Annotated in this window: 20 protein-coding genes, 1 tRNA gene and 2 pseudogenes; 7 read left to right on the top strand and 16 right to left on the bottom strand. The window is 68.9% G+C overall.

The genetic code is table 11. The features are described 5' to 3' along the window. Positions 1–26: 26 nt before the first annotated feature. Positions 27–482 (bottom strand): MerR family transcriptional regulator, encoded by a 456-nt coding sequence (locus IEZ15_RS25845; RefSeq protein WP_189279581.1) that lies wholly within the window; start codon positions 480–482, stop codon positions 27–29. A 24-nt stretch (positions 483–506) separates the two neighbouring features. On the opposite strand from IEZ15_RS25845, the gene IEZ15_RS25840 reads away from it, so the two are divergent. Further along, positions 507–1,976 carry an MFS transporter gene (locus IEZ15_RS25840; protein WP_114248395.1) on the top strand — a complete coding sequence of 490 codons (1,470 nt, stop codon included), beginning with the start codon at positions 507–509 and terminating at the stop codon, positions 1,974–1,976. A gap of 357 nt (positions 1,977–2,333) precedes the next feature. Here IEZ15_RS25840 and IEZ15_RS25835 read toward each other — a convergent pair whose 3' ends face one another. The 7 genes and pseudogenes from IEZ15_RS25835 to IEZ15_RS25805 form a co-directional block, all read right to left on the bottom strand. Continuing rightward, positions 2,334–3,758, bottom strand: a complete 1,425-nt coding sequence (locus IEZ15_RS25835; RefSeq protein ID WP_189279580.1) for a zeta toxin family protein — start codon at positions 3,756–3,758, stop codon at positions 2,334–2,336. Next, complete coding sequence (locus IEZ15_RS25830) at positions 3,751–4,029, bottom strand: hypothetical protein (protein WP_189279579.1); 279 nt, start codon at positions 4,027–4,029, stop codon at positions 3,751–3,753. The genes IEZ15_RS25835 and IEZ15_RS25830 overlap by 8 nt, the downstream gene beginning before the upstream one ends. Before the next feature lie 35 nt (positions 4,030–4,064). Beyond that, the gene (locus tag IEZ15_RS25825; protein WP_189279578.1) at positions 4,065–4,787 is read right to left on the bottom strand and encodes a ParB N-terminal domain-containing protein; all 723 of its coding nucleotides are present in this window, start codon (positions 4,785–4,787) and stop codon (positions 4,065–4,067) included. A 9-nt stretch (positions 4,788–4,796) separates the two neighbouring features. Continuing rightward, the gene (locus IEZ15_RS25820; RefSeq protein WP_189279577.1) at positions 4,797–5,465 is read right to left on the bottom strand and encodes a hypothetical protein; all 669 of its coding nucleotides are present in this window, start codon (positions 5,463–5,465) and stop codon (positions 4,797–4,799) included. A gap of 35 nt (positions 5,466–5,500) precedes the next feature. Continuing rightward, positions 5,501–7,039: a hypothetical protein gene (locus IEZ15_RS25815; RefSeq protein WP_189279576.1), complete on the bottom strand. Its 1,539-nt coding sequence runs from the start codon at positions 7,037–7,039 to the stop codon at positions 5,501–5,503. Between the two features lie 263 nt (positions 7,040–7,302). Further along, positions 7,303–7,818 (bottom strand): hypothetical protein, encoded by a 516-nt coding sequence (locus IEZ15_RS25810; protein ID WP_189279575.1) that lies wholly within the window; start codon positions 7,816–7,818, stop codon positions 7,303–7,305. Further along, positions 7,811–9,193: pseudogene (locus IEZ15_RS25805) on the bottom strand (type IV secretory system conjugative DNA transfer family protein); the annotation flags it as partial. The gene IEZ15_RS25810 and the pseudogene IEZ15_RS25805, both read right to left, overlap by 8 nt. A gap of 1,056 nt (positions 9,194–10,249) precedes the next feature. Here IEZ15_RS25805 and IEZ15_RS25800 point away from each other — a divergent pair. Further along, positions 10,250–10,660, top strand: coding sequence for a hypothetical protein (locus tag IEZ15_RS25800; RefSeq protein WP_189279574.1), 411 nt, complete (start codon positions 10,250–10,252; stop codon positions 10,658–10,660). 1,295 nt (positions 10,661–11,955) lie between these two features. On the opposite strand, the pseudogene IEZ15_RS25795 reads toward IEZ15_RS25800, so the two are convergent. The 3 genes and pseudogenes from IEZ15_RS25795 to IEZ15_RS25785 all read right to left on the bottom strand — a co-directional run. After that, positions 11,956–14,425: pseudogene (locus tag IEZ15_RS25795) on the bottom strand (ThuA domain-containing protein); the annotation flags it as partial. Between the two features lie 192 nt (positions 14,426–14,617). Continuing rightward, positions 14,618–15,520 (bottom strand): transketolase family protein, encoded by a 903-nt coding sequence (locus tag IEZ15_RS25790; RefSeq protein WP_189279573.1) that lies wholly within the window; start codon positions 15,518–15,520, stop codon positions 14,618–14,620. Positions 15,521–15,578: 58 nt separating this feature from the next. Continuing rightward, positions 15,579–16,280, bottom strand: coding sequence for a thiamine pyrophosphate-binding protein (locus IEZ15_RS25785; RefSeq protein WP_189279572.1), 702 nt, complete (start codon positions 16,278–16,280; stop codon positions 15,579–15,581). A 126-nt stretch (positions 16,281–16,406) separates the two neighbouring features. Here IEZ15_RS25785 and IEZ15_RS25780 point away from each other — a divergent pair. The 3 genes from IEZ15_RS25780 (at position 16,407) to IEZ15_RS25775 (ending at position 18,904) form a co-directional block, all read left to right on the top strand. Next, a tRNA-Pro gene (locus tag IEZ15_RS25780) sits at positions 16,407–16,480 on the top strand. A gap of 766 nt (positions 16,481–17,246) precedes the next feature. Further along, positions 17,247–17,381 carry a hypothetical protein gene (locus tag IEZ15_RS46465; RefSeq protein WP_268250426.1) on the top strand — a complete coding sequence of 45 codons (135 nt, stop codon included), beginning with the start codon at positions 17,247–17,249 and terminating at the stop codon, positions 17,379–17,381. Between the two features lie 239 nt (positions 17,382–17,620). Next, a complete protein-coding gene (locus tag IEZ15_RS25775; protein ID WP_229846115.1) occupies positions 17,621–18,904 on the top strand; it encodes a phosphatase PAP2 family protein in 1,284 nt (427 codons plus the stop codon). A 570-nt stretch (positions 18,905–19,474) separates the two neighbouring features. Here the strand turns inward: IEZ15_RS25775 and IEZ15_RS47190 are convergent. From IEZ15_RS47190 to IEZ15_RS25760, 3 genes are all read right to left on the bottom strand, one after another. Beyond that, entirely contained in the window at positions 19,475–19,642 is a 168-nt protein-coding gene (locus tag IEZ15_RS47190) for a hypothetical protein (protein ID WP_229846114.1), read from the bottom strand. 701 nt (positions 19,643–20,343) lie between these two features. Further along, positions 20,344–20,829, bottom strand: coding sequence for a hypothetical protein (locus tag IEZ15_RS25765; RefSeq protein ID WP_189279570.1), 486 nt, complete (start codon positions 20,827–20,829; stop codon positions 20,344–20,346). A 71-nt stretch (positions 20,830–20,900) separates the two neighbouring features. Further along, positions 20,901–22,559 (bottom strand): flavin-containing monooxygenase, encoded by a 1,659-nt coding sequence (locus IEZ15_RS25760; protein WP_189279569.1) that lies wholly within the window; start codon positions 22,557–22,559, stop codon positions 20,901–20,903. A gap of 83 nt (positions 22,560–22,642) precedes the next feature. Here IEZ15_RS25760 and IEZ15_RS25755 point away from each other — a divergent pair, with 83 nt between their 5' ends. Together IEZ15_RS25755 and IEZ15_RS25750 are read left to right on the top strand one after the other, a co-directional pair. Next, the gene (locus tag IEZ15_RS25755) at positions 22,643–23,872 is read left to right on the top strand and encodes a saccharopine dehydrogenase family protein (protein ID WP_189279568.1); all 1,230 of its coding nucleotides are present in this window, start codon (positions 22,643–22,645) and stop codon (positions 23,870–23,872) included. Between the two features lie 20 nt (positions 23,873–23,892). Next, positions 23,893–24,741 (top strand): alpha/beta fold hydrolase, encoded by an 849-nt coding sequence (locus IEZ15_RS25750; RefSeq protein WP_189279567.1) that lies wholly within the window; start codon positions 23,893–23,895, stop codon positions 24,739–24,741. On the opposite strand, the gene IEZ15_RS46460 is transcribed toward IEZ15_RS25750, so the two are convergent. Together IEZ15_RS46460 and IEZ15_RS46455 are read right to left on the bottom strand one after the other, a co-directional pair. After that, a complete protein-coding gene (locus IEZ15_RS46460) occupies positions 24,716–25,054 on the bottom strand; it encodes a GrpB family protein (protein ID WP_268250425.1) in 339 nt (112 codons plus the stop codon). The two genes, IEZ15_RS25750 and IEZ15_RS46460, sit on opposite strands and share 26 nt — an antisense overlap. Continuing rightward, the gene (locus IEZ15_RS46455; RefSeq protein WP_268250424.1) at positions 24,954–25,322 is read right to left on the bottom strand and encodes a GrpB family protein; all 369 of its coding nucleotides are present in this window, start codon (positions 25,320–25,322) and stop codon (positions 24,954–24,956) included. The genes IEZ15_RS46460 and IEZ15_RS46455 overlap by 101 nt, the downstream gene beginning before the upstream one ends. Positions 25,323–25,374: the final 52 nt, after the last annotated feature.

Below are 25,374 nucleotides of genomic sequence, written 5' to 3'. Positions count from 1 at the left end.
ATTTCGGGCCCGCTCGGAGGGGCTACTCAGCGGGCAGCCGGTGTGCGGTTGGGCACCCATAGCTGGTCGGCGTCGCCGGCGGCGAGTCGGCCTCGGTAGACGTCGACCTTGCGAGCGATGAGTTTCAGGTTCTCCTGGAGTTCGGCAATCTTGGCGAGCACCTGGTCATGATGCGATTCAAGCAAGTCCAATCGCTCGTCTTCGTTGCCTCGGCCCGCCGCGACGAGTTCGGCGTAGCGGCGGATGCCCTTGATGGGCATGCCGGTCGCCCGGAGCCTGGTGCAGATGGTGATCCACTCCAGGTCGAACTCGCGGTAGCGGCGCCGGCCGCCGTGGGTGCGGTCGACGGGGGTGACGACCAGGCCGGCGCGTTCGTAGTAGCGCAGGGTGTGCGTGCTCACTCCGGTACGGCGAGCAGCCTCGGCGATACTCAGCCCCGTCTCGGGCACGGGCTCGGGAAGTTGTTGGTTGACTTCGACCACGCTCTAAAACTTAGCGTCCCGGACATGCCCGAACCCATACCTGTACTCAGTCCTCGCCGTCGACTCCTGGTGCTCGCGATCTGCTGCGCCAGCGTGATCGTCGTGGTGATGGACATCTCCATCGTCAACGTCGCGCTACCGTCGATTCGTCGTGATCTGCACGCCTCAGTGTCCGGCCTGCAGTGGACGGTCGACGCCTACACCCTGGCGCTGGCCAGCTTCCTGGTGCTGGCCGGGTCCACCGCGGACCGCGTCGGCCGTCGGCGCGTGTTCCAGATCGGCCTAGCCGCCTTCGGGCTCGGCTCGTTGCTGTGCGGCCTGGCGCCGAGCATCAGTTGGCTGATCGTGGCGCGTACGCTGCAAGCCGTCGGTGGCACGATGCTCAACCCGGTGGCGATGGCGATCGTCGCCAACACGTTTTCCGACCCGGCTGAACGGGCCCGGGCGATCGGCGTGTTCGGGTCGATGACCGGCCTGTCTCTGGCGCTCGGTCCGATCATCGGCGGTGCCCTGGTCGATGGCCTCGGCTGGCACTCCGTCTTCTGGATCAACGTACCGATCGTGGCCGCCGCGATCGTGTTCACCACACTGTTCGTACCCGAGTCCCGCGCCCCCCGGGCGCGCCGATTCGACCCGGTGGGCCAGATCTTGACGATCCTGGTCCTCGGCAGCGTCGTCTTTGCGATCACCGAATCCAAGGAGTTGGGCTGGTCCTCACCAGTCATCCTGGGCCTGCTCGCTGTGGCTGTGCTCGGCGTGCTCGGCGTCCTGGGCTACGAACCACGCCGCGTCGACCCGCTGCTGGAGCTACGCCTGTTTCGCAGCGTGCCGTTCAGCTCGGCGATCCTGATGGCGCTCTTCGCACTGTGTGGGTTCGGCGCGTTTCTGTTCGTGACCACCCAGTACCTGCAGGACGTGCGCGGCATGTCGGCGCTGACGACCGGGCTATGCCTGCTCCCCGTCGGGGCGCTGGTCATTGTGCTCTCCCCGTTCACAGGACGGCTGGTCGTCACACACGGTCCCAGGCTGCCGCTGGTGCTCGCCGGGGGTGCGCTGGCGCTGGGCGGCGGCGCGTCGGTCTGGCTCGGACCGGCCACCCCTCTGCCGACCGTGCTCTCGATCTACCTACTGTTCGGCATCTTCCTGGGCACCGTCAACCCGCCGATCACCAACACAGCGGTTTCCGGAATGCCCCGCTCGATGGCCGGAGTGGCTACCTCGTTGGCCTCCGCTGGCCGGCAGACCGGCACCACCCTGGGCGTCGCGATCTCCGGAACGATCGTGGGGTCGGCCTTGCCTCGCGGTGGGACAACGTTCAGCAGCACGGAGCGCGGAGTGTGGTGGATGGTGGTCGGGTTGGGCCTGGGCATTGTGGTCTTGGGACTGTTCAGCACCGGGGGCTGGGCCTTGGGCACCGCAGTGCGAGCTGCGGCACTGTTCAAGGAGGTGGACCGTGGCTCGGATCTTCGCGCCGCCTCTATCGGCCGCCGTTGATCGGCAAAGCGGCACGCCACATACCAAGGACCCTCGCGGCCAACGCTGTTGACCTCAGTGAGCTCCGAAAGCGGACGGCACCCCCGCCGCGAGCAACGCCGACCTCATCCAGCAGGCATTCGGAGAGTTCCAATACCCGACTCCACCATCAAGGGTCCTCCGCAACGACAAGCGTCTGCCGAGCGCGACCAACAAGCTCCCGAACTCCTACTACGACAACATTCTCAAGGACGGACACTGGGAGGCGTCGCACAAGCTCGACAGGTAGTAGCCCTGCTGGTGCTGCGGGGGACCGGCTGGACCGGGTCCCCCGCAGCACCACGCATTGTTGATCGGATGCTGCCGCCGCCATTGGACCTAGATCGACTCGCCCTTGCGACGGATCGACTGTTGCCGGCCCTCGACTTGCCGGTGCACAACGGGGGCTTCGGATTTCCGCTGATCGCGTACCGCGTCCAGCGCCGCGTGCAGATGGGCCCGTAGCCCATCCTCGACCTGACGTTCGAGGGGAGAGAGGCGGCTGCGGCGCTGCAGTTCGGAGGTCACGGTTGTACGCGACTGGCCCAGTCGCTCCGCATGGGTCCGGGCCCGGGCGGCGTTCAGCTGGGCGTACTGCTGATCTTCGCGAGCCGAGTTCTGCGCGCGCTCGACCGCCTCCGGCGGGGCGCCCTGCTCTGCCAGCTTCCGCGCGAGCCAATCGCTGTTGCCGGCGGCCGGCGGCTCGCTACTGCGGCGGGCGGCCTCTTCGGCCTGGGAGAGGCGACGAAAGCGCTCGCTTAGACCCTGTTCGCTCTCCAGTCGATGAGGGAGCGCCGAGCCCAATTTGAGCGGCTCGTCCACCAACGTCTGCAGCAGCGGCTTCCTGGCGGTGTAGGCACGGCGGACATCGCTGGCGGGATCTGGGTCGACCATGGCGGCCACCACGTCCGCATCGTGACCCGCGACTTGCTGAAGCACGGGCCGGGAGGTGTCGTTGACCTCTCCGGCTATAGCAAACGCGATCAGTGTTTCGGCGTGCCGGGTGAGCCAGCTGCGGGCCTCCTCCGGAGGGAACGGCCGGTTACGTTCCTCCTCGACCACCTGCGCTCCTCGGGCCTCGGCGGTAAGCCGCCCGTCCGAACCCCGGCTGTTCACGTACAAGTCGGCACCGGAGCGGTTCGTCACGGTCACCCGCTGGATGTGAGGACTGGCCTCGGCGGCCTCCACCGTTGCGGCCACCATGCGGTACGCCTCGTCATGGCGGTCGGCGAAGACCCACCGGCCTGGCTGGGCATGGGCGGCGGGCAGGTAGCGGTGCAGCGCGTCCAGGCGGCTGCGCTCCTGCCGTACGGAGAGCGCCACCAGTTCCACCGAGACACCGGCCTCCGCGAATCTCTGCGCATCGAGGAGGGTTGCCGCTGGATCCCGGAACGTCCCCTCCATCATGAGGCTGTACTGATGATCAGGGTTCCGCGCGTACTCGTACGCCATCTGCATCCACACCGAGGTGGCCTGGGTGGTGGCATCCACCATCAGCAGCGGGTCATCCCGCATGAGGTCCTCGTAGCGCGGGTGCAGGGGCCGCAGGTCATCCGCAGTCAGGGCGATGATGTCGCCAGCAGCGTGCCGGTGCTCGGCGGCCTGCATGGCCATGGTCTTCCCAGCGCCGGGCTGACCTCCCACCATGACCAGCACGGGATGGTCGCTCGTGCGGTGTTCGTCGAATATGAACCCCCGTACGCGCTCTTCGAAGCGGTCCCGGATCTGCGTCTCGGTGAGGTGGTACCCACTGACGTCAGCCACGCTTCTTGGACTCCAGTTCCTCAAGTTCCCTGGTCCACTGGCTGATGTAGGAGATGAGCTGCTCGCGGTCGTGGGCGGGGACCGCGTGCCGCGTGTTCCGCAGTTGCATGACCATGGCCCACCACTTGTCACGCTCGGCCTTCGTGCCGGCGTGATCGGAAAGGTGAGCGAGCCGGCCAATAAGGCGGTTTGCAGCCTCGGCGAAAAGGTCGAACACGACTGCGGTCGGCACGTCCTGGTACGGATCTTCGGAATGTGTCGGGGTGTTCAACAGGTCTCCTTCGTTATCGCGTCAGGCTTCAAGAGTCAGAACCAGTGAGGGCGATAGGCGCCGCCGGCGCGGGTGGGGCAGTCGTCACCGAGCTGCAGCGGAAGCTCCCCAACCTGGTACGCGGCGGTGATCTCGTGTTTGGTCAGTTCGCGGTCGCCGACGGCGGAGAACTGCCACTTGTTCGGCTCAACCTCGCTCCAGCCGTCGGGATCGAGTGCGTACAGGCGTCGCACAGTGCCGTCCACGGCGACGACGGCGTACCGCGCTTCGGCGCGGACCGTCTTGCCGATTGGCCAGATGCCCCGGTCGCTGGCGTACTGCTCGGGGCCGCCGACCTCCCCGACACGGACACGGGGGTCGTCGGCGTACTCACGCACGCGATCGCGCCGTGAGATCACCACGGCGACTCTCTCGCCGCGCCGCAGGTCTCCGAAGCGCTTGGCGACGGCTTGGCGGCTGACCCCCAGGACCTCGGCGACCTCCTCCCAGTCAGCGCCGTGCTCCAGGGCTTCGCCGACGTCGACGCGGATGCTGGAGCCGACCAGCCTTTCGAGGTGCCGGCAGATGGCGAGCCGAGCCAGCCGGGCGGCCTTGATCTGGTCGTCGCTGAGGTTGTCGTCGTGGACCGTGACCGGTACGTCGTCCGGGCCCAGGCCGGCCGCGCGCCGCGCGAAAGCCCACGCCAATTCGTCGAGCCGGGAATGCAGTTCACCGCGGTCGGCCCCCTCCAGGGGAGGCCGCCCCATCTCTCCGCTCATGGTGCAACCCTAGTAATCCCCTTTCTTGAACGCAAGGGGATTACTAGGGTTGCACCCTTGCTTGATACCGGATGCGAGAAACCGGACTGGGTGCGCGACTCCAAGGGGGCCCGTGCTGTTGGCGTCCTTCTGCTGGGACGTATTCGTCGACCGCCTCAAGGCGCGGCCCATCGCCTGGGCATCAGCCGTGCCGCAGCCGTGGACTTTCCAGGGCGGCCGGAACGGCCACGGCCGGCTTGCTGGGCAGCCTGCGGAGCCCGGGGGCGGAGCCCGGGCAGCGACGCACTGGCGAGTCCGTTCAGCGCCTTCGGCCTGCCGCTGATCGGACGGCAGATGCTGGCGCCGGGTGAGCTCGACTTCGGCCTTCTCGAACTGGTCATACAGCCGGATCGCCTGGACTTGAACGCGGACGGCATGCGTATGGGCATACGCCCGGTCCTCCTGAACAGCGATGCGCGCACGGTCGACCAGCTCAGGCGGGACGCCCTCCTCGACCAGGAGGTGCAGGACGTCTGGTGTCTCCTGCAGCGGCTGCGCGAGGCCTCGGGCGGCGTCCTGCGCCCGCAGGCGCTGGGCTTCCCACTCCAGGATCTCCGGGTCCGTCATCGGCCGTAGCAACGGTGCTTCGAGCTTCACCGCCTCCACCACTGTGCCTGTGGGCTCTTCCGGCGTGCTCAACGCGGTCTCCTTCGGTACTCAGTGGGATCACGGACTCAGGCCGATAAGCGGGGTGCCCCCGGACGGTCGGCCAGTCCCTGGGTCGCCACTGCGGGGCGCGGAGCGCTCTGCTGGACGGCTGCGGCCGGGGCGGCGGGGGCGGTGAAGCCCGGTGAGAGGGTCACCGCGAGCCGCCCGCCGTGGTGTTCGGCAAGATCGGCCACCGTCTGCAGGGCGGCGAGATCGGACGGCGCGAACCGGCCCAGCTGGGCCTGGGCCCGCTCCACGATTCCCTGCGCGTGTTCGGACACTGCGCTGTAGGGCCCGGCCGCCGGCCCGGGACCGGCAGGCAGCTCCGAGGGCGGCAGCTGCTGCCATGCCTCGCGGAACTCCGCTACCCGACGGTGCGTGGAAGCGCCAAGTTCCTTGCCCATGTCGGTGCCTGCCCAGGCCTGGAAGGCACGGGCGATCTCGCGAGAGGCCTCCACAGCGTCGTCCCGCGTGGCGTACGGGAGCGGGGCGTTGGACCGCACGGTGCTGCGCAGCTCGCGGATCTCGGCGACATTCTGGTCTTGGGCGGCGGCCACGGTATCGGCGTCGGGGCGTTCGCTGCGCGGACTGCTGTAGGCCAGGGCCGTGTCGGAGACCTTGAGCAGCGCTTCGGCGGTCGGCAGGTCCGGGCGCTTGGCACCGCTGCGCAGCCGGTCGGCCCCGGCCTGCGCCCAGCGGGCGATGCTCTCGCAGGAGCGGGCGGAGACTGTCCGCCAGAACCCTTGAACGCGCACGTCGTCGGCCAGCCGCTCGAAGTAGGGGCCGGCCTTCTCCTTGATGACGTCCCACAGATGGGCAGCAGCGCCGCGGACGGTCTGCAGCTGCTGCCACTCCGGCGAGTCCTTGAGCGCCGAAGCATGATGGTCGGCTTCCTGCAGGGCGGTGTTGACCGCGGCCGCCTGTTGGGCGTCGGCCGCATTGGCAGGGACCGCGGCCGTGGGCTGCGGACCCACACTGTCCGTAGCGACCTGTGGGCCGGGCACGGTGCGCCGCCACTGCTGTTCCAGGGTGCGCAGGTCGTTGTCGACGGCGGCGCGCAGGTCCTGGGCGGTGCCCAGGTCGGGCGGGACGATGTCGGCCCATGCCTCCTCCACCCGCTCGAACGCCTCGGGCAGGCCCACCGGCTCGATGAGGTCGGCGGCCCACAGGTCCGCGGGATCGTAGGCGTCCCCCGGATCGGTGCGGCCCGATCCCGGGGAAGCGGCAGCCGGTGCGGGCCCGACCATTGGCGCCTGCGTCGGGTTCGGGGCGCCCGTGGGGGTCTTCAGCTTCCATGTCGGGGCGCCGTAGCCGTCGTACAGGACCCCGGCGCGTGCGGTCCACCCCGCCCCGTCCGGGAGGTCGTTGCCGGTCCACAACGGAAGCTCGCGCTGTGCCTCGGGTGTCGCTGCCTCGGCATTCGTCCGCGCCCGCTCCTCCAACGGGGCTGGCGGCGCCGCTTGTGGAACAGGGACAGGCGGCTGACTGACCCGGGAGGTCTCGTCGGCCGCCTGGATGGCGTCGGCGGCCGTTGCCGTGGACGGATCGGCGGTGGGTGTGGCCATGGGGAGGCTTCCTCCGTACGGTCGGATGTCGCGGGCGGGAGCGGGGGCTTTGGGGCAGGGGCGGTTCGCCGGTCTGGTCCGCCAACCTGCTGGCCCGCGCATGGCGTTCTCGCGCCGGGCCCGGCTCTCCGCATGGTGGGAGGCCTGCGGGTCACTGCGCCAGCGGCCGGGGACCGGCGTGATGTACTGGTCTGTTCCCTGCTCCACATCCCTCCCCGGGTCGGCGCATGTACGGTCAGCGGCAGTTGGTTGTCACAGTCGCTCTACAGCGGCGCGTCCAGTTCGGCGGTGCGCCGGGCGAGTTCGGCTGCGGCCGGGTGCGCGGCCGCAGCAGTAGTGGTGTCGGCGGTGACCAGGTACACCTCGAAGGCCTCGGCGGCGCCGAGCGATGGCGGTACCAGCGGCGGCGGGTCCTGGTGGCGGCCGCTGGCGCAGGCGGCGAGCTGCAGGCGGGGCGTGAAGTTGTGCAGGGGGTTGATCCAGTCGGCCTCGGCGAGCTCCCGCCCGGCTGCCTGCTCGCCTGCATAGGTACGCAGCCACCCGGCGTACAGGGCGGTCAGGTGCTCGACGACGGGCGGGTGGCGGTACCAGCAGGGCGGGATGTTGTTGTGGAGCTCGAAGGTGCGGCGCAGCCAGTCGACCCAGATCGCGAGTTCACGCATCCGGGCCCGCCGCTCGGGCGGGTCCATCGCCGCCCACACCCATCGCTGAGGCTCCTGCTTGGCAGCGGCCGGTGGTGTCGGCCACAGGGATGCGGGGTTGTCGAGGGCGTCAGACACGGGTGCCGGCCTTCCCGGGTGCGGCGGGTTTGGTGAAGCTGACCGTCCCCGTCGGAGGAACGGGGGCGGCCAGCAGCTTCTTGAGGTCCTTGTCGCGGAAGGTGAGCCGCATCCTGACCTTGATGGGAGGCTGGTTGGAGTACTGGGCGATCGCGGTGAAGTCCGGCAGCTGCTGCAGGGAGTGGACCGGGGCAAGGTCGGTCTCGGTGACGGAGGTGTTGGTGGAGTACTCGCCGCGGGAGCGGCCGTGGGAGGTCCGCATGACTTCGGTGCGTCCGTACAGGCCGGAGAAGTAGCGCAGGGTCTCCAGGTCGCCGCAGCCGGGCAGCAGCATCCGCAGGCCGCTCGCGGAGAGCACGGTGTTGGCCTTCTGCGTGCCGAGGCGGTCGCGGAGCTGGGAGAGGTCGTGCCACACCGTCAGGACGTCGATGCCCATGCCGCGGCCGGTGGTCAGGATGTTCGGCAGCCTCGGGTAGCGGAGCATGTTGCCGGCCTCGTCGACCATGACGCCGAGCGACGGGTCCAGGGGCTTTCCGGTGGTGTTGTAGCGGACTTCGGCTCCGTGGATGATCGACGCGATGATCGAGGTCAGCAGCGGTGCGAAGCGTTCGGCGTCTGCTTCGGACGCGATGAGGCAGACGGTGCCGTTCTGCTCCAGGAGGTCCTCGACGGTGAAGTCGGTGCCCGAGCATGTTTCGCGGACTTCTTCGTCGGCGTAGACGCGGGCCAGCACGTTGAGGCTGAACTGGATGCTGCCGATGCCGTCTTCGTGGAGGCGCAGCCAGGGGGAGGCGTAGTCCTCGGCCGCTTCGGTGTAGCCGTGCTGCAGCAGGACGGCGCGTACGTGGTCGACCGCGTCCTTGCCCAGGCCCAGCCAGCGGCGCATCGCGCTCACGCCGCCGCCGGAGAGGTTCGCCGCGAGCAGGACGCCCTTGAGGACGCTTTTGGCCTGGTCGATCCAGGGGGCGGCGCGCTTGTCATCGCCGGAAGAGGATGCCTCTGCCATCCACGCGGCCATCCGGTCGGCGGCTTTGGCGTCGGTGCAGTAGTCCACCGGGGACCACTTCTGTGTGGTGCGGCCGGGGATTCCGGCGGGAGCGATCACCCACACCGGGCCGAAGTGCCGGCGCCGGGCGTAGATGATGTCCAGGTCGGCGGCCTTGGTGGTCGTCACGACCAAGGGGACCTGCCACTCGGCGGCGTTCGGCAGCACCAGCCCGGTCGTCTTCGATGACCCGGGCACCCCGAACACCGTGGCGGAGATGTTGGGCTGGGCGGCCACGATCTTCTTGGTCCGCATCCCGCGCCCGGCGGTGATCCGGTTGGCGCGCTTGGCCGGGTCCTGCGGTGCAGCAAGTTTGCGTTCCGCGCGAGCGTGGCGTACTTTGCCGCTTGCTTCGGCTTGTTCGCGAAGAGCGCGGCCGCCTCGACGCCGGCAGCCTCCGCTGCCTTCTCGATCGCTTCGACGAGCCGGGCGCCAACCAGCTGGGCACGCGGGTGGGCTCGCAGCTCGGCCTCCACCAGCCGCTCCCCGGTACGCGGGTCGACGCCGTTCGCCAGCGCCCGTGCGGCTTCCTTGCCGTCCTCATCCAGTACCGCGCCAGAGGTGAGTCCAAGCACTGTCGGACCTTCGCCGATCCACACCAGACCGGAGTCCTCGGCGGCATCCATCCGGTAGTCGACCTGGGCGTCGCCGGGCTGCTGCGACGCCGGTGCGGCGCCCTCACCGTCCAGCTGTACGTAACACCCGGAGTGCTGGGTCAGGCGGTACTCCACCTGCTCCATATCCACGATCCGGGTGACCCAAGCCATCGACGGCCTTCCCCCTTCCCTGGTCGTTCACGGCGAAGCCGCGTACGTCTCCGAAGGGGACGTACCTTTGTCCATCCTTTTTGATCTTTAAAGGGTCGACGGTAACTGCGGCAGGAGCCACTGTCCAGATGTGGTGTCCTGTCGTGCGCAGGGTGGGTGTCAGCGGGATGCGCAGGGTTATGGCAGTGGGATCGCAGAGTCCGTGTCAGTAGGCGGTGATGGCTCGGAGAGCATCTGCAGGCTGTAGAGCACGTTGTCGTGGAAGCGGTCGATGATGCCGCCGCGGGTGACCATGTCGGCGGCGGCGAGGTCGGCGAGAGCCTGACGCTGGACGGCGTCGCCGGTGTCGATGCCGCCGTCGACCCAGACGCGCAGGAGGACCTCCGCCTCGGCGGGCTGGATCGGACCGCGGATGTCGGGGCGGGGGTTCTTCCGTCCCGAGAGGGCGTCGACCTGGTGCGGGGCGAGGACGTCGAGTCGCGGAGCGACCGTGTACGCCTCGGGCGGGACGTGCCGCAGGGCGAGCGCGCCGCCGGTGTCCGGGTGGGTGCGGGCGTGGTCGAGGGCGGCGTCGGTCCGGTGGCGGGTCCAGGACAGGGCGGCGGCGAGGGCCTCGGCGGTGAGGGGACTGTCCGCGTGCGCGAGCGCGGTGACGACGGTGGGCGCGTCGTGGTCGGCGCCGGTCGAGGACCTGGCGGTGGCGGGGCAGCTCGAAGAGGTCGTCGGCGCCGGTCATCAGGTCGGCGGGGTGCATATCGAGGCGGCGGGCGAGTTCGAGCAGGACGCGGACGGGCAAGTCGGGGAGTTCGTCGAGGTCGATCTGGTGCTCGTGGACGCCGAGGAGGTCGGCGAGCTGCCAGCCGGTCATGCCCGCGGCCAGGAGCCGGCGCTTGATGACGTGGGAGCGCTGCACCGACTCGCGGCGCCGCTGGGGGCCCTCGCGGCGAGGGGGTCGGCTGTAGGGGCTCGGCGCGGTCACAGGCGGCTGCGTACGTGGTCGCTGAGGGGGACGAGGTCCAGGCCGCGGTAGTGCATCCACCCGGCGGCCGCCGCGTCGTGGCTGCCTTCGTCGCCGTGGCGGCAGTGGGAGCGGTGGAGCCAGGCCGGGTTGAAGTGGATGCGGTGGCAGGTGCGGATGACCGCTTCGCGCAGGTGGAGCTCCGGGCTCTTGTTGCCCGGGTCCTTGTCGTGGATGAACAGCGGGTCGGTGTCGGTGGCGCCTTGGCTGCGCCGGTAGGCGAGGTGGGCGGCCAGGAGCGGGGCGGCGTGCGTCGGCAGGAGCACGGGGTCGTCGGATTCGAGGTGGAGGACCTGGAGGGCGTTGAGCTCGTGCGGCATGTGGTGGTGGAACTTCCACCGCCAGGGTGCGCGGAGGTAGCGGGTCTCCTCGGCCTCGTACGGGCTGCCGGTGACGGGGAGATGGACGCTGTTGCCGTCGGGGGCGGTGTTGCCGCAGGTGATCAGGCCGAATCCGGCGGGCCCGTGGGAGAGGTGGACGGACAGGGCGGTCGCGGCGGCGGCTTCGGGAGGGGCGACGGTGCGGATCTTGTGGCAGAGGCGTTCGGTGAGCTGGCTGAGCAGGCGGGTGGTGGGGTCGGCGCCGAGGGTCTCCATCTGCCAGCGCAGGAGGTAGCCGCGCAGGAACAGGGCGACCTGGACGGCGCGGAGCCGTACGAGGGCGTGGGCCTGGTCGGGGGCGGGGCCGATGCGGTGGTCGCGCAAGTAGAAGGTGAGGCGGGCGCCGAAGGCGCGGGTGTGTCGCTGGCTGCCGGGTGTGTTGTGGTGTCCGGCCAGGCCGCGGCGGGTCAGCCACTGGTCGGCCAGGTGGATCTCGCGGCCGTAGACCTCGTTCAGGGCGGTGAAGGTGTTGCCGGGGAGCTTCGCGCGGCAGTGGGCGAGGAAGACGGGGAAGTCCTGCATGGGCAGGACGGGGCCGACGCCTTCGGCCCACGGCGTTGTCGCGTCGGCGCGCAGGGGGCTGGTGAGGGAGCGGGGTGAGGGCGGCAGTTCGCGGGCGAAGGCGGTCAGGTCGATCGCCTGGAAGCGGTAGCCGGCGTGGTGGAAGGCGTGGACGGGCGGCTTGAGGTACGCGTCGTCGTCGGTGTCGGGCCAGATGAGCCACACGGTGGCGTCCACGCGGGTGCCGAGTTCGGCGAGCAGGTCGAGGGCGCCGTCGGGGAGCCGGTGGGCGCGGTCGACGACGAGGTGGCGTATCTGGTCGGTGGACAGCCAGGCAGCGGCCTGGCGCCAGGCTTCGGAAGCCGGGGTGCGGTCGGCGAGCAGGGTGGTGGGGCTGCGGCCGGTGGCGATGAGGATGTCGAGGGCGTTGCCGACGGTGATGTCCTGCACGGCCTGCGCCGTGAGACCGCCGGGCCCGGTGACCGTCAGCCGCGCGGTGACCAGTCCCTTCGTGCGATAGGTGTACGAGGGGTTCGCGTCGGTCGAGTCGGTGGTCCCGTTCCCGTCGAAGTCCCAGGCGTACGAGACCGGCCGGTCGCCGGGCAGTCCGGAACCGGCGCTGGAGAAGTCGACCGTCAGCGGCGCCGGACCGTTGTCCCGGCTTGCGGTGATCTTCGCATCGGGCAGCCGTCCGTCACCGACGTAGTCGATCCGGTAGATGCCGGCACCCTCATTGCTGCCACCGCGGCCCGTACCGCTGCCGAGCCCGAAGTCGATGACGTACAGCGCCCCGTCGGGACCGAATTCGGCATCGAAGGGCTGGTTCCACTGCATGTCCTGGAAGATGCCGTTGATGGACTGGAGTTCACCGGCCTTGACGGGAGCGAACCGCGGATCACCGAACGTCTGGTCCTTCTGCTGGAAGGAGAACGTCTTGAACCACCGGCGGGTCAGCTCGTAGTTGATCCACTTCCCCTCGAAGTACTCCGGGAATTTGGTGCGGTAGGTGTTGTCCGGGTCGTAGTCGTAGACGGGACCGCTCATCGGGCCGCCGCCTCCGGTTCCGAGTTCCGGGAATTCGGCGGACGCGGAGTAGGCGTACCAGACGGTGGCGGGCTGGGCGGGCGGCAGTTCCCGCAGCCCGGTGTTGTTCGGTGAGTCATTGACGAGCGCCGCGCAGTCGAACTTCGGACCCGACTTCTTCGCTGTGAAGTCGTAGTCATTGAAAGGAGTGTTGTTGCCGATGCAGTACGGCCAGCCGAAGTTCCCCGCCTTCGTGATACGGGTGTACTCGACGGTCCCCTCCGGCCCGCGGTCGGCGACCGGCTCCTTGGCGTCCGGACCGTAGTCGGCGACCATCAGCGCGCCGCTCAGCGGATCGGTGGTGATCCGGAAGGGATTGCGCATCCCCATCGCGTAGATCTCCGGACGCGTCTTCTCCGTACCGGGCGCGAAGAGATTGCCCTCGGGAACGGTGTACGTACCGTCGTCCCTGGGTGTGATGCGCAGAATCTTGCCGCGCAGATCGTTCGTATTGCCCGCCGTACCCTGCGCGTCCCAGGCGCGCCGACCCGCGCCCTCGTCGATCGGGCTGAAGCCGTCCGAGGCGAACGGATCGGTGTTGTCCCCGGTCGCCGCGTACAGATTGCCGGCCTTGTCGAAGGCGAGCGAACCGGCCATATGGGAGTTGGCCCGGCCCTCGCCCCGCCAGGTCGCAATGGTCAACAGCCGCTTCTTTGAAGCGGGATCCACGGTATTGCCGGTGACGGTGAACCGGGAGAGATCGAGTTGTTTCTCGGTCTTGTCGGAGTGCAGCAGGTAGAGCCAGTTGTTCGTTGCGAAGCCCGGGTCGAGGGCGAGGCCGAGCAGTCCGTCGGACTGACTGGTCATCTCCGGTGTGTACGCGAAGTCCAGCGCAGTCGACACCTTCATCGTCTGCTGGTCGATGACCTTCAGCTTCCCGGTGCGCTGGGCGAAGAACACCCGGCGGTCGGGGGCGACGGCCAGTTCGAACGGGTCGGCGAGGTCGCTGGTGGTCAGCGCGGTCCGCTGGAACGAACCGGTCCGCGTGGCCGTGCAGTCACCGGGCTTCGCACCCGCGGCCCATTCGATACCGCCGAGAAGGTGCTGGACGAAGCCCTCCTCCTGGAACGCCGAGGACGCGTGCCCGCCCGCGGTGAACCAGGAGCGGCCGCCGTCGTAGTTCTGGCACCACGACCACGGATGGTCCACGCCCTCGTCGAGCCCGGTGACGCCGTCGCGCACCTTGATCTGCGCGAGGGTGTGCACCTTGGAGGTGGGATTGGTGCGCCAGTTGTACCACTCCTCCGTACGCTCCCAGAGGTCCGGAAGGCCCTTGGTGGAGGGGTGTGCGTGGTCGAGGACCTTGATCCGGCCGGTCTGCACGGCCGGGTGCTGGTCGAAGATGGCGCCGACAAGACCCTCGTACCAGTCCCAGTCGCTCACTGGCGGACGCGGCATGCAGACCGACCCAGCCGCCTCCCGCACGGATGTACCTCTGCAGGGCCTCCCGCTCGTCCGCGTTCAGCAAGTCACCCGTCTCCGGTGTGGAGTTGGTGTTGTTGAACACGACCGCCTGGAAGTGGGCGAGATCGGTGTCATTGAAGACGGCGGAGTCGTCGGTCGCCTCGACCTCGAAGCCGTTCTCGGCGCCTATTTTCTTGATCGCTTCGATCCCGGCGGGAATCGAGTCGTGAGGGAAGTTGGTGACCTCGGAGTAGACCAGGACCCGGAAGGAAGCCGCGTGGGCCCGGGGCGGCGAGGCCCCCAGAAAACCGACGACCAACGCCAGGAGTGCGGTGACGGCGATGAGCGGCGACGGAAAGCGGTGACCTCGTAACGGGCGGCTTTGCAACGGGCGATGGTGATGACTCATGGGCGCTCCCTGTGCGGTAGATGCCGACTGCGGGATTTAGAAAGCGCTTTCTGGAGTGCATCGCTCAGGGTAGGTTCAGGTCTTGATGGGGTCAATGGGCCAGGAGCGCACTCTGTGACTTGGTGGTGACTTCCTGCTCCCGGCGCTGCCGGGGGAGAGCGGTTGCCCCCGGTCCGAGGGCCACCGCCCCGGTCATCGGCGGAGGAAACCGCCGATCCGCTCCCGCAGCCCCCGCGGATCCAGACCATGGGCGGCGAGGTGCTCGTCCATTTCCCCGTACTTGCGCAGCTCGGCCCGTCCCACCCCGAGGCCCAGCACGCGGTGTGGCAGCTCGGCGAGCGCGTCATTGGCCGCCGCCGTGGACGTGCCTGCCAGATACGGTTCGACGATCACCACATCGGCAGCCGCGTGATCAGCGACCGCCCGCCGCAGCCCGACTTCGTCGAAGGGGCGCACCGTCGTCGCGTACAGCACGGTCACATCGAGGCCGTCGGTCGCCGCGAGGACATTGTCGAGCATCGGCCCGACCGCGATCACCACCCCGCCCTCTCCCTCCCGCACCGTGGTGAACCCGGTCCCCGCACCGACCGGCCGCGCCCGGTCGTTGGACTGCAGCGACAGCCGTACGTACACCCGGCCGTCCCCGGCCGCAGCCTGCCGCAGCAGCTCCTCGGCCTCGTCGGGGTGGCCCGGGACGTGCACCGTCCAGCCGTCGAGGGTGTCCATGAGGGCGACATCGCCCGGTGACATATGGGTGAAGCCGCCGGCCGGCCAGTCGTACGAGCCTCCGGCACTCACCAGCACCCCGCCCACTCCCTGATGGCCGAAGTCCAGCTTGACCTGCTCGAACGGCCGCTCGACCAGAAAGCTGGCGAAGGTGTGCACGATCGGCCGCAGGCCGGTGAGTGCCATCCCGGCGCCCGTCCCGATCAGCAGCTGTTCCCTGATTCCCACATTGATGACCCGGTCCGGATGGGCCCGCGCGGCCCGGTCGAAGCCGTCCCGGCTGATCTCGGCCAGCACCAGCGCGAGGCGGGGGTCCTCGTCCAGCAGCTGTGAGGTGGTCGAGATGAAGCGGTCACGCATCGTGTCCATGTGAAGTGTCCCTCTCCGGTTTCGTTGCTTCTGTCTCTTCGGTCTTCGCCCGGTGCGTTCAGTTCTTGGGGCCGACACGCGCGACCACGGCCCGCGGCCGCCCAGGGTGTGGTGCGGTGAAGGCCGCGTACAACGCCTCGTGGTCCCGTCCGTCGACGGAGTCGACCGACCAGCCCGCAGCCGCGAACCGGGCCGCGATGCCACCGGGCCGGCCGTAGGACGCCGACGCGTTGTCGATCACCACGGTGTGCAGCTGTTCCAGCCCGGCCGGGCCCGCGTAGGCGAGGGCCTCGTGATTGCTGCCCTCGTCCAGCTCGGCGTCCCCGATCAGCACCCACACTCTCGGGTCGGTCAGTCCCTGCGCCCGTAGACCGAGCACGCTCCCCACGGCCAGTGGCAGCCCGTGCCCCAGCGACCCGCTGCCGATCTCGATCCCCGGCGCCAGCGTCCGGTCCGGGTGATGCCCGAGCGGTGAGTCGTACGCCCCGAACCCGGAGAGCAGCTCCTCGCCGAAGAAGCCGTGCGCGGCCAGGACCGCGTAGTACGCCATCGGGCCGTGCCCCTTGGACAGCAGGAAACGGTCGCGGTCGGGCGCGTCGGCGGTGCCGGGAGTCACCCGCAGCACCCGGTCGTAAAGCACCCAGAGGGCATCAAGCGTGGAGGTCGCGGCGGGGCCGTGCTTCTCGTCCCCCGTCATCAGGCTCATCAGCCGGTTCATGTCGCGGTAGTCGCCCGTAGGCGCAGCGGTCGTGTTCGTCATGGACCCAGCGTTGAACATCAAGTTTGGTTGAGGTCAAGTCGGGAAAGGCGTTCGTGACCACCCGTCGAAGTGCGGTATTGTTCTCATGCGCGTTCGGCCAGGGGAAATCCCAGGTCAGGCGGGTATCGGGACGTGGCGCAGCTTGGTAGCGCACTTGACTGGGGGTCAAGGGGTCGCAGGTTCAAATCCTGTCGTCCCGACTTGTGTTTTCGCAGGTCGCAGGCGGTATCGGAGAAATCCGGTACCGCCTTTCCGTGTTTCTTGGGGACCAGTTGGGGACCACGGGCTCTAGCGGCGCCGTCCTGCTGCCGGCTGCTCACCGAGCGCCGCGTCATCCCCGGTCCGGTGGTCTTCTCCACATCGCGGGCGCTGTAGAGGACGACGCGGCTGCTCACGGGGATGTACGGGGGGCCTTGACGGGGGTGCGCGGTACGCCGGCGGCGGAGCGCCACTGATGGTTGGCTATGCAGGTGACAACGGAGAGCGTTTGTCGGCAGATATGGAGAGCGGCCGCTTCGTCCAGGACGCTCAAATGTTGCCGAGTTCTGAGTGGGCGTTTGATGTTGGTTCGCGCCGAACGTTTCGACATGCTTTGCCGCATATATTGCTAACGCGCACGGCCCGAAGTGCCTGGAAGCTCCTTACCGGCAGGGAGCTTCCAGGTCATTGCTAGACCAGACGGAATCTGTGCAGCATGTGCGAGCTAAACGGGCGCACAGATCGCCGTCTTCGCGCATGTCAATCCCCGCTCATGCGGCAAGTCGCCTCAAAAGCCACTGGTCACAAAGGCGTTATAGCTCCACCAGACATACCTAAACGCCCACTCAGGAATCGGAAGGCGGCCTTTCGTGCGTCCGGGGGCGTGGTGGTCGCAGTGTGATCGCATGCCCGGGTTGGGGCTGGTTCGCGGTAGGTGGGCAGCATCCGACAGAGTCAGTGGCCCCCTGGTGTGGCTGAGCGCTGCAGGTGGCCAGTCTGAGCACTCTTGTTGGCGACTATCCGCCGGCGGCGTCGCTCGCGCTGCCCTCGACCGTCACTGTCGCCGTCGAGCTCGCCCCGACGCCCGCCCTCCCGTCCACCGAGCCGCCCGCGCCGCCCTAATCCGGGGCCGTGTGGGGCGCGCGGCGTTTCATGTCCGCCGCGCAGGAAAAGGGGAGCTGGTCGCTGTATTCGGCGTACCTGTGATCAGTGAAACCCACCCGTTCCGTTAGCATGTTCGAGCTCGCAACGATCACATTGAAATATGACAAAGCGGCTGAAAATTGATATCTAAGGTAACGCGAATGTTTTCGCGAATAGACGGCAGAACCAGGTTCGCTGCATGGCGTCAACCGCGCGTCATGCTGTGGGTCGCGGTGAGTGTGGCGGCCCTCGGATTCCTCATTGCACTGGAGGTCGCCGCGCGTCGGTACGGCGAGCCGGGGCCGATCACCGACCAGGCGCGAGAGGTGATATTCGCCCCCAAATCGGGGACGGTGTTGTACGTCAGTATGGCGTTGATGATGGTGGTGCTCACCTGGCGGCAGCGGTTCATCGCGGTCGGCGCCGCGATCGGCATCGACATCGTCTTCTGGCTCGTGCGGTGGGCGGTCGACGCCGAGATGATGTTCGGCAACGGCGCGTTGTGGGTGACTTTGGCCTGTGCCGTCATCGCTGTCACGCGCCGCACCGACCGGGACCGTGTCCTGCTGCTGAAAGGCGTCGGACTGGCCCTGCTGCTGGTGGCCGGCCGCAAGACCGGCTACACCTGGCTGCTGATCACGTCGAAGACCCGCCCGGCGGTGCTCGACCAGTACGTGGCAACCGCCGATCATGCGTTGGGTAACCCGTCGTGGCTGGTAGGCCGGTTTGTCGCCGCTACCGGCACGGTCGGCGCCCACGTTCTCGACTGGGTCTACATTCAGCTCGCGGTGGCCGCGGTCGTCGTCGCGCTGTACCAGCTGCGCAACGTGGCGGTCGAGCGCCGCTTCCCGGGCCATCATCTGGTGCGTACCTTTCTGGTCATCGGCCTGCTCGGGCCGGGCATCTACATGATCTTCCCGGTCGTCGGACCGATCTTCGCCTACGGCGCGGACGGGGGGCACTGGGCGGTGGCCAACCTGTGGCCGGACACGCCGCCGCCGGTCAGTACGCCGCACCCGATGCTCTTCGACGAGATCACCCCGCGCAATTGCATGCCCAGTCTGCACACGGCGTGGGCTACCGCGATCTTCATTCATTCCCGCAAGGGCCCGCGGGCTCTGCGATTCGCAGGCGCGTTCTGGCTGATCGCCACGCTCGGTGCAACGCTGGGCTTCGGCTACCACTACGGCGCGGACATCGTCGCCGGTGTGGTGTTCACGCTCACGATCGAGACGGCGCTGCGCTCGCTCGACCGCGGCTGGGACCGGTCGGGAATCCAGCTGGTCGTCTACGGCGCCGCGGTCTTCGCTGGGCTCTTGGCGTCGTATCGCTATCTGTCGGTGGAGATGGCCGGACATCCGTGGGTGTTCGGTCCGCTGCTCATTCTGGCGATGACCTCAGTGGTCTACGGCTACGTACGGACCACCAAGCTGTGGGACCGGAAGGCCGCGTCGGCGTATCTGCCGGAACCGCGACGCGAACCGCAGCCCGAACTGGTTTGAGTCATGTTGCAGCGGGTCGTGGGCTGAGCGCCTCCCGGGTGGGGCCGGGAGTGTGGCTGAGCGCTGTGGTTGGCCAGCCTGAGCGCTCTCGTCGGCGACTGTCCGCTGTCGGCGTCGCTCGCGCTGCCTTCGACATCGCCACGGTCGCCGTCGATGGAGGCCCGGACGCATGGGGCATGGGGCAGGTCTCCGTCAGGTCCGGCAGCCTCGCCTTCCTCGCTCTGATGGAGAAGGAGCACACGAAGGTGCCGTGGCTCACGTCCGAGGAAGCGGCCGGCATTGACGTCGACCGCGCGTTGAGGGACCTCCTCGGCGACGCCGCCGTCGCGCAGGGAGGTCGTCCCCCAACTGACGAAGTGGATCGGCTCGTACGCCACCGACGCCGTCGGGTACGAGCGCTTGCGCGACCGGCTCGTCCACATTCTGCGGGGCAACGGCATGTTCCAGGCGTACTGGGCGTTCATGCGGGCCCTGGCCGACGCACCCGTGACCGTCGAGGGGGTCGACGTGGCGGAGGACTTCCACCGGCACCTCGTCGACCCGCGGCTCCGCTCGGTGTTCGCGACCGTGTCAGCGGGCGGCCGCGATCGCGCTCGGCAGGGAGCGCGGGGCGCGCAGCGCGCTGAGGTATGCCGAGAGAGCGGCGCCGACGGCGTTGATCTTGTGCACGTCGGGGCGCAGATGCTTCTGGGCGGTGGTCAGTGAGCCGTTCCCGGCGATCTTGCGCAGGACGTGCACCTGGACCCCGGCATCGGCGAACCGGGTGAGTCCCGTGTGCCGGAGGTCATGGCGGCGCAGGTGCTCGTACCCGAGCTTGGTGGCGACGTCGTCCCAGTGGGTGGCGTCACGCAGGACTGCGGTGGAGATACGGCCGCCCCGAGGCCCGGTGACCGTGCGGGCGTCCGGTTCGGGGTCGGCTGCCAGAACGTGCTGGGCGACGAGCGGGCGGATCTCCTCGATGGCCGGGACCTGGCGAGCCCGTTTGCCTCGGTCCCTTTGTCGACGAGGCCACCGGGAGCCGGGGTGTTCTGACGCCGGACACCTTCGGCGGGCCGGAAGTCCGGCGGAGGGGGCGATCAGCGGGTGGGTCCGTACTGGCTCCAGCCGCGTATGAACGGCTTGAGATCCTCGGCGCGAGGCTCAACGATTTCCGGCAGCAACGGTGAACCCTTGAGCGGGTTCAGGCGCTGCTCGTGGCTGTCGGCCCGTGCGATTCATGCCTCGGCTTCGTCCCAGGCCGGTCCGATCAGCAGACTCTCTGCGTGCAGGCACAGTGCGCTGACGTACTCGACGGGCCTTTCCGGGGTAGCCCGTCGGAATCGAGCCGGCGACCTACGCGTTACGGACCCACCAGTGAACGTGCTGGGCTGTGTCGTCTGATCGCGTCGGAATCGTGGAGCACGCCTGTGTGTACCCCACCTGGCGCGGCTTGGTCGGCGCTACGGGCCCGCGGCCTTCAGAAGCCCTCCCTGTCGGCAGTCGGCGTGGCCCGCGCCGCGCAGCAGCATGCAGAGTGAGAGCATCCCGGACAGGCTGAGAAGCAGCGTGGACCAGAACCAGAAACGCACCCATGTGTCGGGGACAGGCAGCAGGATCACCAGCACGGCCGGATACAGAACCAGCAGCCACCCCAACCACCGCTCCACTACGGACTGTTGGCGCAGTCGCCTGGTCACGCCCTCGCCCGGCCCGGTGGCCCCACGGGTGGTCAGTTTCAGCCCACCGGCGATGGTCAGCCGACACGTATGGACAAGCGCGCCGATCATCGTGAGGAGCAGTGCCAGCCCCAGTAACTGGGCCCATTCGGGCACTCTGGGACGGCCTGCTGTGGTGACCATCAGCATGGGCACCGCGAACAGTACGGTGCTCAGCGCCTCGAAGGCGAAAAGCCGGGTGGCCGGGGTACGGCTCAGTGCCGTGGACACCAGCGACTCCTTGGACAGAAGTCTCCGTCGGCCGCAGGTGCAACCGATCGCCCCGGGGCGTCGAGGGCTCGTCATGACCCCGGCTGCGCTTCGTCGGCGCAGACGCGGTCGGGCCCGCCGGATACGTGCCGGTCCGGGGCGTCGCACGATGCCGTCAGCACATAATCTTTCGGGTCGATGGCTCGGGTGCGACGGCGAAACCGCCAGGTTGGCGCGGGCCAGATGGTGGTGATACGGCCCGTGCGGTCCTGGTACCAGCCGGAGCAGCCGCCTGCGGCCCAGACGGTGGGAGCCATCCGGTTCTGCAGTTCGGCGTTGTACGCGTGCTGTGTCTTCGCGCGTACATCCACAGCGACCAGGCTGCGGCTGTGTATCAGCCGCAGGGTGCTGATGAGGTAGTTGATCTGTGACTCGATCATGTAGATGAGGCTGGTGTGTCCCACGCCCGTGTTGGGCCCTGCCATCAGGAACAGGTTGGGGAATCCTGCGACGGTCGTGCCGAGGTATGCCTGCGGGCTGCCCTGCCAGACCTCGTTCAGGGACCGTCCGTCACCACCTATGACGCGCTGCGCGTAGGAAGCGTCGGTGACACGGAATCCGGTTCCGAGGATCAGTACGTCCACGGGATGCGTGGTGTCGGCGGGTGCAGCGCCATCAGGTGCGGCTTGCGCGCCGCCGCCCGGCGTGGTGAGGACCGTATTCGGTCCGACGTTCGCGATCGGGTCGGTGACGACGTGGACGTTGGGTTGAACCAGTGCCGGGTAGTAGTTGTCGGACAGCAGGACCCGCTTGCAACCCAATGCGTAGTCCGGTGTCAGCTTGGACCGCAGCTCAGGATCCTTGACCTGGCGGTGCAGGTGGGCCAGCGCCTCCCGGCGCCCGAGAGCGGCCATGGTGCGGTTGCCGAGCAGTGCCGGCAAAGTCGCCTCCCGAACCATGTACTCCCAGCCTCGCGCCAGTCGCTGCACCGGCGGAGCCAGCCGGAACAGGCGACGCTGCCACGCCGGGACCGGCAGATCCCGGCGCGGGGCGATCCATGACGGAGTGCGCTGAAAGACCGTCACATGCCGGGCCGTGCGCTGCAGATGGGGGATGAACTGGACGGCGCTTGCGCCGGTCCCGATCACGCCGACTCGCTTGGCCGACAGGTCCAGGTCGTGCCTCCACCAGGCGGAGTGGAACACCTCTCCGGTGAAACCCTCCAGGCCGGGCAGCGAGGGGATGGCCGGCTCCGAAAGGGGCCCTTGGGCCATCACCACCAGCCCGGCGCTGAGTGGTCCGGTGCTGGTGTCCAGGGCCCAGCGCAGCCGCTCAGAGTCCCAGGTTGCGCGCTGCAGCTCGCAGCCGAGCCGAAGGCGGGGTGTCAGATCGTATTCGTCGACGCAGCGCTTCAGGTACCGCTCGATCTCTTCCTGAGGCGCGAAGCGCCTGCTCCAGGTGGGGTTGGGTGCGAACGAGAACGAGTACAGACGCGAGGGCACGTCGCAGGCGCACCCGGGATAGGCGTTGTCCCGCCATGTGCCGCCGACCTCATCGGCCCGCTCCAGTATCAGCAGGTCGCGGTAGCCCTCCTGCAGCAGCCGGATGGCTGTGCCGAGGCCCGCAAATCCCGCGCCGACGATGACGACGGACGCGTGACGTCCGGGTGAGGCGCTGCCCGGCCCGATTTGCCGGTGCCGTGCCGCGGCCGGCCCATGAGGGGCCGGATCCGTGCTGTGCGGGTTGGTCATGATTCTCCTCCATCAGTGATTGCTCACTTCGAATACGATCGCATAGTCTACGATCGTATTACACACGATGAATGGAGTGCGTGATGAGGATTCTGGCTCTCGGTGGCCCCGGAGCGATGGGTGCCGTAGCGGTACGTGTGGCGGCCGGACTCCCCGGCGTCACCGAGATCGTGGTGGCCGACCGGCACCCGGAGGCGGCCCGGACGCTGGTGTGCCGGCTCGCCGAGGACGGCACGGGTGGCGCGCCGATGCGGGCGCTCAGGGTGGACGTGACCGACAGCGGCGCCCTGCACGCCGCTCTGGAAGGCGCGGACGTCGTCCTCAACACCGTCGGCCCGTACTACCGCTTCGGCCTGACCGTGCTGCGTGCCGCGATCGCGACCGGGACCCACTACCTGGACATCTGCGACGACTGGGAGCCGACATTGCAGATGCTCGGCCTGGACGAGGAGGCCCGGGCCGCCGGCGTCCGCGCCGTGGTGGGAATGGGCGCCAGCCCCGGTGTCAGTAATCTGCTGGCCACACGCGCCGTCCGGCAGCTCGACCATGTCCAGGACCTGTACACCGCCTGGCCCGTCGATGTCTCCGGCACCGGCGAGGACGACGAACAGCTGAGCGACCCCGACGGGCGCCCCAGCGCGGCCGCGGTGCACTGGATGGAGCAGATCAGCGGGGAAGTGGCCGTGGTCAGCGACGGCCGGCTCGTCCACCGGCGGCCACTCCTGCCGGTCGCCCTCTCCGTATCCGCCGGACGCTCCGGCACGGCCTACACCGTCGGCCACCCCGAGCCGGTCACCTTGCACCGCAGCTTCCGGCCGGCCGGCGAGGCCGCCAACCTCATGGTCGTCACCCCCGGCACGGTGGCCTACCTCGATGTCCTGCGCCGCGACATCGACGCCGGGAAACTCACCAACGAGACCGCGGCGGCCGATCTGGCCAAGCCCTCGGTGTCCCGCGCGCTGCGGGCCACTGCGGGTGCCATGACCCGCAAGGGGCCCGGGTCGCTGCCCCCGTTCTTCGCCACCGCCACGGGCACCCGCGACGGCCGCCGGGTCACCGCTCTGGCCCGGCTTGCCGATACACCCGGTGCCTCGGCGCTGCTCAACGACATGGCGGAGGCGACGGGTCTGCCCCTGGCGCTGGGGCTTGCGCAACTACTCGACGGAACCGGTGGTCACCTCGGCGTCCACCCGCCGGAGACAGCCATCGACGCCGAACGCTTCTTCCTCGACCTGGCACGCCACGTGCCCGACCTGCCCGGCGACGACGGCCCTCGCGACGGCGTGATCATCGACGTGACCGCGGCCGAGTGAAGCGCGACAGGAGATATGACGTGCCATCAAGAGAATCCACCACACGCCCCACCGAGTTCGTTGACGTCGCGGGACGTGCCGTCCGCTACGCCGCGGCGGGCAGCGGCCCCCCGGTGCTCCTGCTGCACGGCCTGGACCGCAGCCTGGCGGACTGGGCACCGCTCCAGGCCGCCCTGCCCGACCACCGGCTCATCGCGATCGACGTCCCGGGGTTCGGCCGGTCGCAGCCCCTGCCGGACTGCCGACTCGCCTCACTGGCCGGGCATGTCGAGCGGGTACTCGACCGACTCGGCCTCACGTCCGCCGTGCACGTGGTCGGCAATTCCCTCGGTGGCGCCATCGCGATGCAGCTCACCGCTCACGCCCCCGCACGCGTGTCCTCGCTGACGCTGCTCAACAGCGCTGGATTCGGCCGCGAGGTCACCTGGGCGCTGCGCATCCTCGACCTGCCGCTGCTCTGGCGGCTGCTCCTGCGCCCCGATGAGAGGAACGCACAGCTGACGGAGCGTTCCCTCTTCCACGATCCGGACTTCGCGACCCCCGAAAGGATCGCCGCGGCACTCGCTCTCGCCCGCCGCGAAGGAGCAGCCCGGACACTGCGGCAGGTGGCCCGCGACCTCGGTACCTGGCGCGGCGTACGTCCCGACTGGCGCACGAAGCTGCTCGCGGAGGTCTCGGCGCTCGATACCCCGACACTCGTCGCCTGGGGCACCCACGACCGCATCCTCCCCGCCCGTCACCTCATCAACGCCGCGTCCGCCCTGCCCCGGGCACGCACCCACCTCTTCCCGCGAACCGGTCATCTGCCGCAGATCGAGCGCACCGAAGAGACAGCCGCTCTGCTCAGCTCTTTCTGGAACGACCTGTGAAGCGCGTCGCGCGAGCGCGAGGGCTCGGCGGCGGAGCGACGTCCCGGCCCCGGTCGTCCTGTGCACGCCTGCCGGCACGCCACGCACGCGCATGCGCGAGAACCAGCGCGACCACATCATCGTCCTTGGCCCGGGCGTAGTCGTTCATGTCCAGCCACTGCTCCTTGGCGAGCTCACGCTTCTTCGCCGCGTACATGTCCCGGTCAGCCCGGTCATGGCGCAGCCGGTCGCGCAGATCCCGATAGTCCTGAATCTCCCCCGCGCCCTCGCCGTAGACGTGCAGGTGCGCATCGCGCTCCGGGGTGCGCAGCATCCGATGGCCTTTCGCGCACCCGTAGTTCGGACCCCTCTGCCACGAGTGTCGGGACGAAAGCTTCCTCGTCGTCGGCGTCATCGACGATCAGAAGCATGTCGATGATCGGTTTCGCCGCCGGCTCCGGCACCGAGGTCGACCCGATGTGCTCGACCCGCGCACTTCCCCGAGCGCACGGCGAACTCTCGTGGCGAGCGCAACGAATTGGTTGCCCCAGTCCGGATCGGGGGTGACCACGACGATCGGCCGCGCCTCGCGACCACGCCATCGATCAGGACCTGACCGAGGTAGTCGGCATCACTCTCAGTACCCGTGAACCG

The organism is Streptomyces atratus, assembly GCF_014648655.1.
GTDB classification, from domain to species: Bacteria; Actinomycetota; Actinomycetes; order Streptomycetales; family Streptomycetaceae; genus Streptomyces; species Streptomyces atratus.
This window is presented reverse-complemented; position numbering and strand designations above follow the sequence as displayed.

Coding starts and splice junctions, on each gene's coding strand:
- IEZ15_RS25775 (WP_229846115.1), top strand. CDS start 17,621: ATGCTGTGGGTCGCGGTGAGTGTGGCGGCCCTCGGATTCCTCATTGCA.
- IEZ15_RS25815 (WP_189279576.1), bottom strand. CDS start 7,039: ATGGCCACACCCACCGCCGATCCGTCCACGGCAACGGCCGCCGACGCC.
- IEZ15_RS25755 (WP_189279568.1), top strand. CDS start 22,643: ATGAGGATTCTGGCTCTCGGTGGCCCCGGAGCGATGGGTGCCGTAGCG.
- IEZ15_RS25840 (WP_114248395.1), top strand. CDS start 507: ATGCCCGAACCCATACCTGTACTCAGTCCTCGCCGTCGACTCCTGGTG.
- IEZ15_RS46455 (WP_268250424.1), bottom strand. CDS start 25,322: ATGGCGTGGTCGCGAGGCGCGGCCGATCGTCGTGGTCACCCCCGATCC.
- IEZ15_RS25785 (WP_189279572.1), bottom strand. CDS start 16,280: ATGACGAACACGACCGCTGCGCCTACGGGCGACTACCGCGACATGAAC.
- IEZ15_RS25760 (WP_189279569.1), bottom strand. CDS start 22,559: ATGACCAACCCGCACAGCACGGATCCGGCCCCTCATGGGCCGGCCGCG.
- IEZ15_RS25790 (WP_189279573.1), bottom strand. CDS start 15,520: ATGGACACGATGCGTGACCGCTTCATCTCGACCACCTCACAGCTGCTG.
- IEZ15_RS25825 (WP_189279578.1), bottom strand. CDS start 4,787: ATGAGCGGAGAGATGGGGCGGCCTCCCCTGGAGGGGGCCGACCGCGGT.
- IEZ15_RS46460 (WP_268250425.1), bottom strand. CDS start 25,054: ATGCTGCGCACCCCGGAGCGCGATGCGCACCTGCACGTCTACGGCGAG.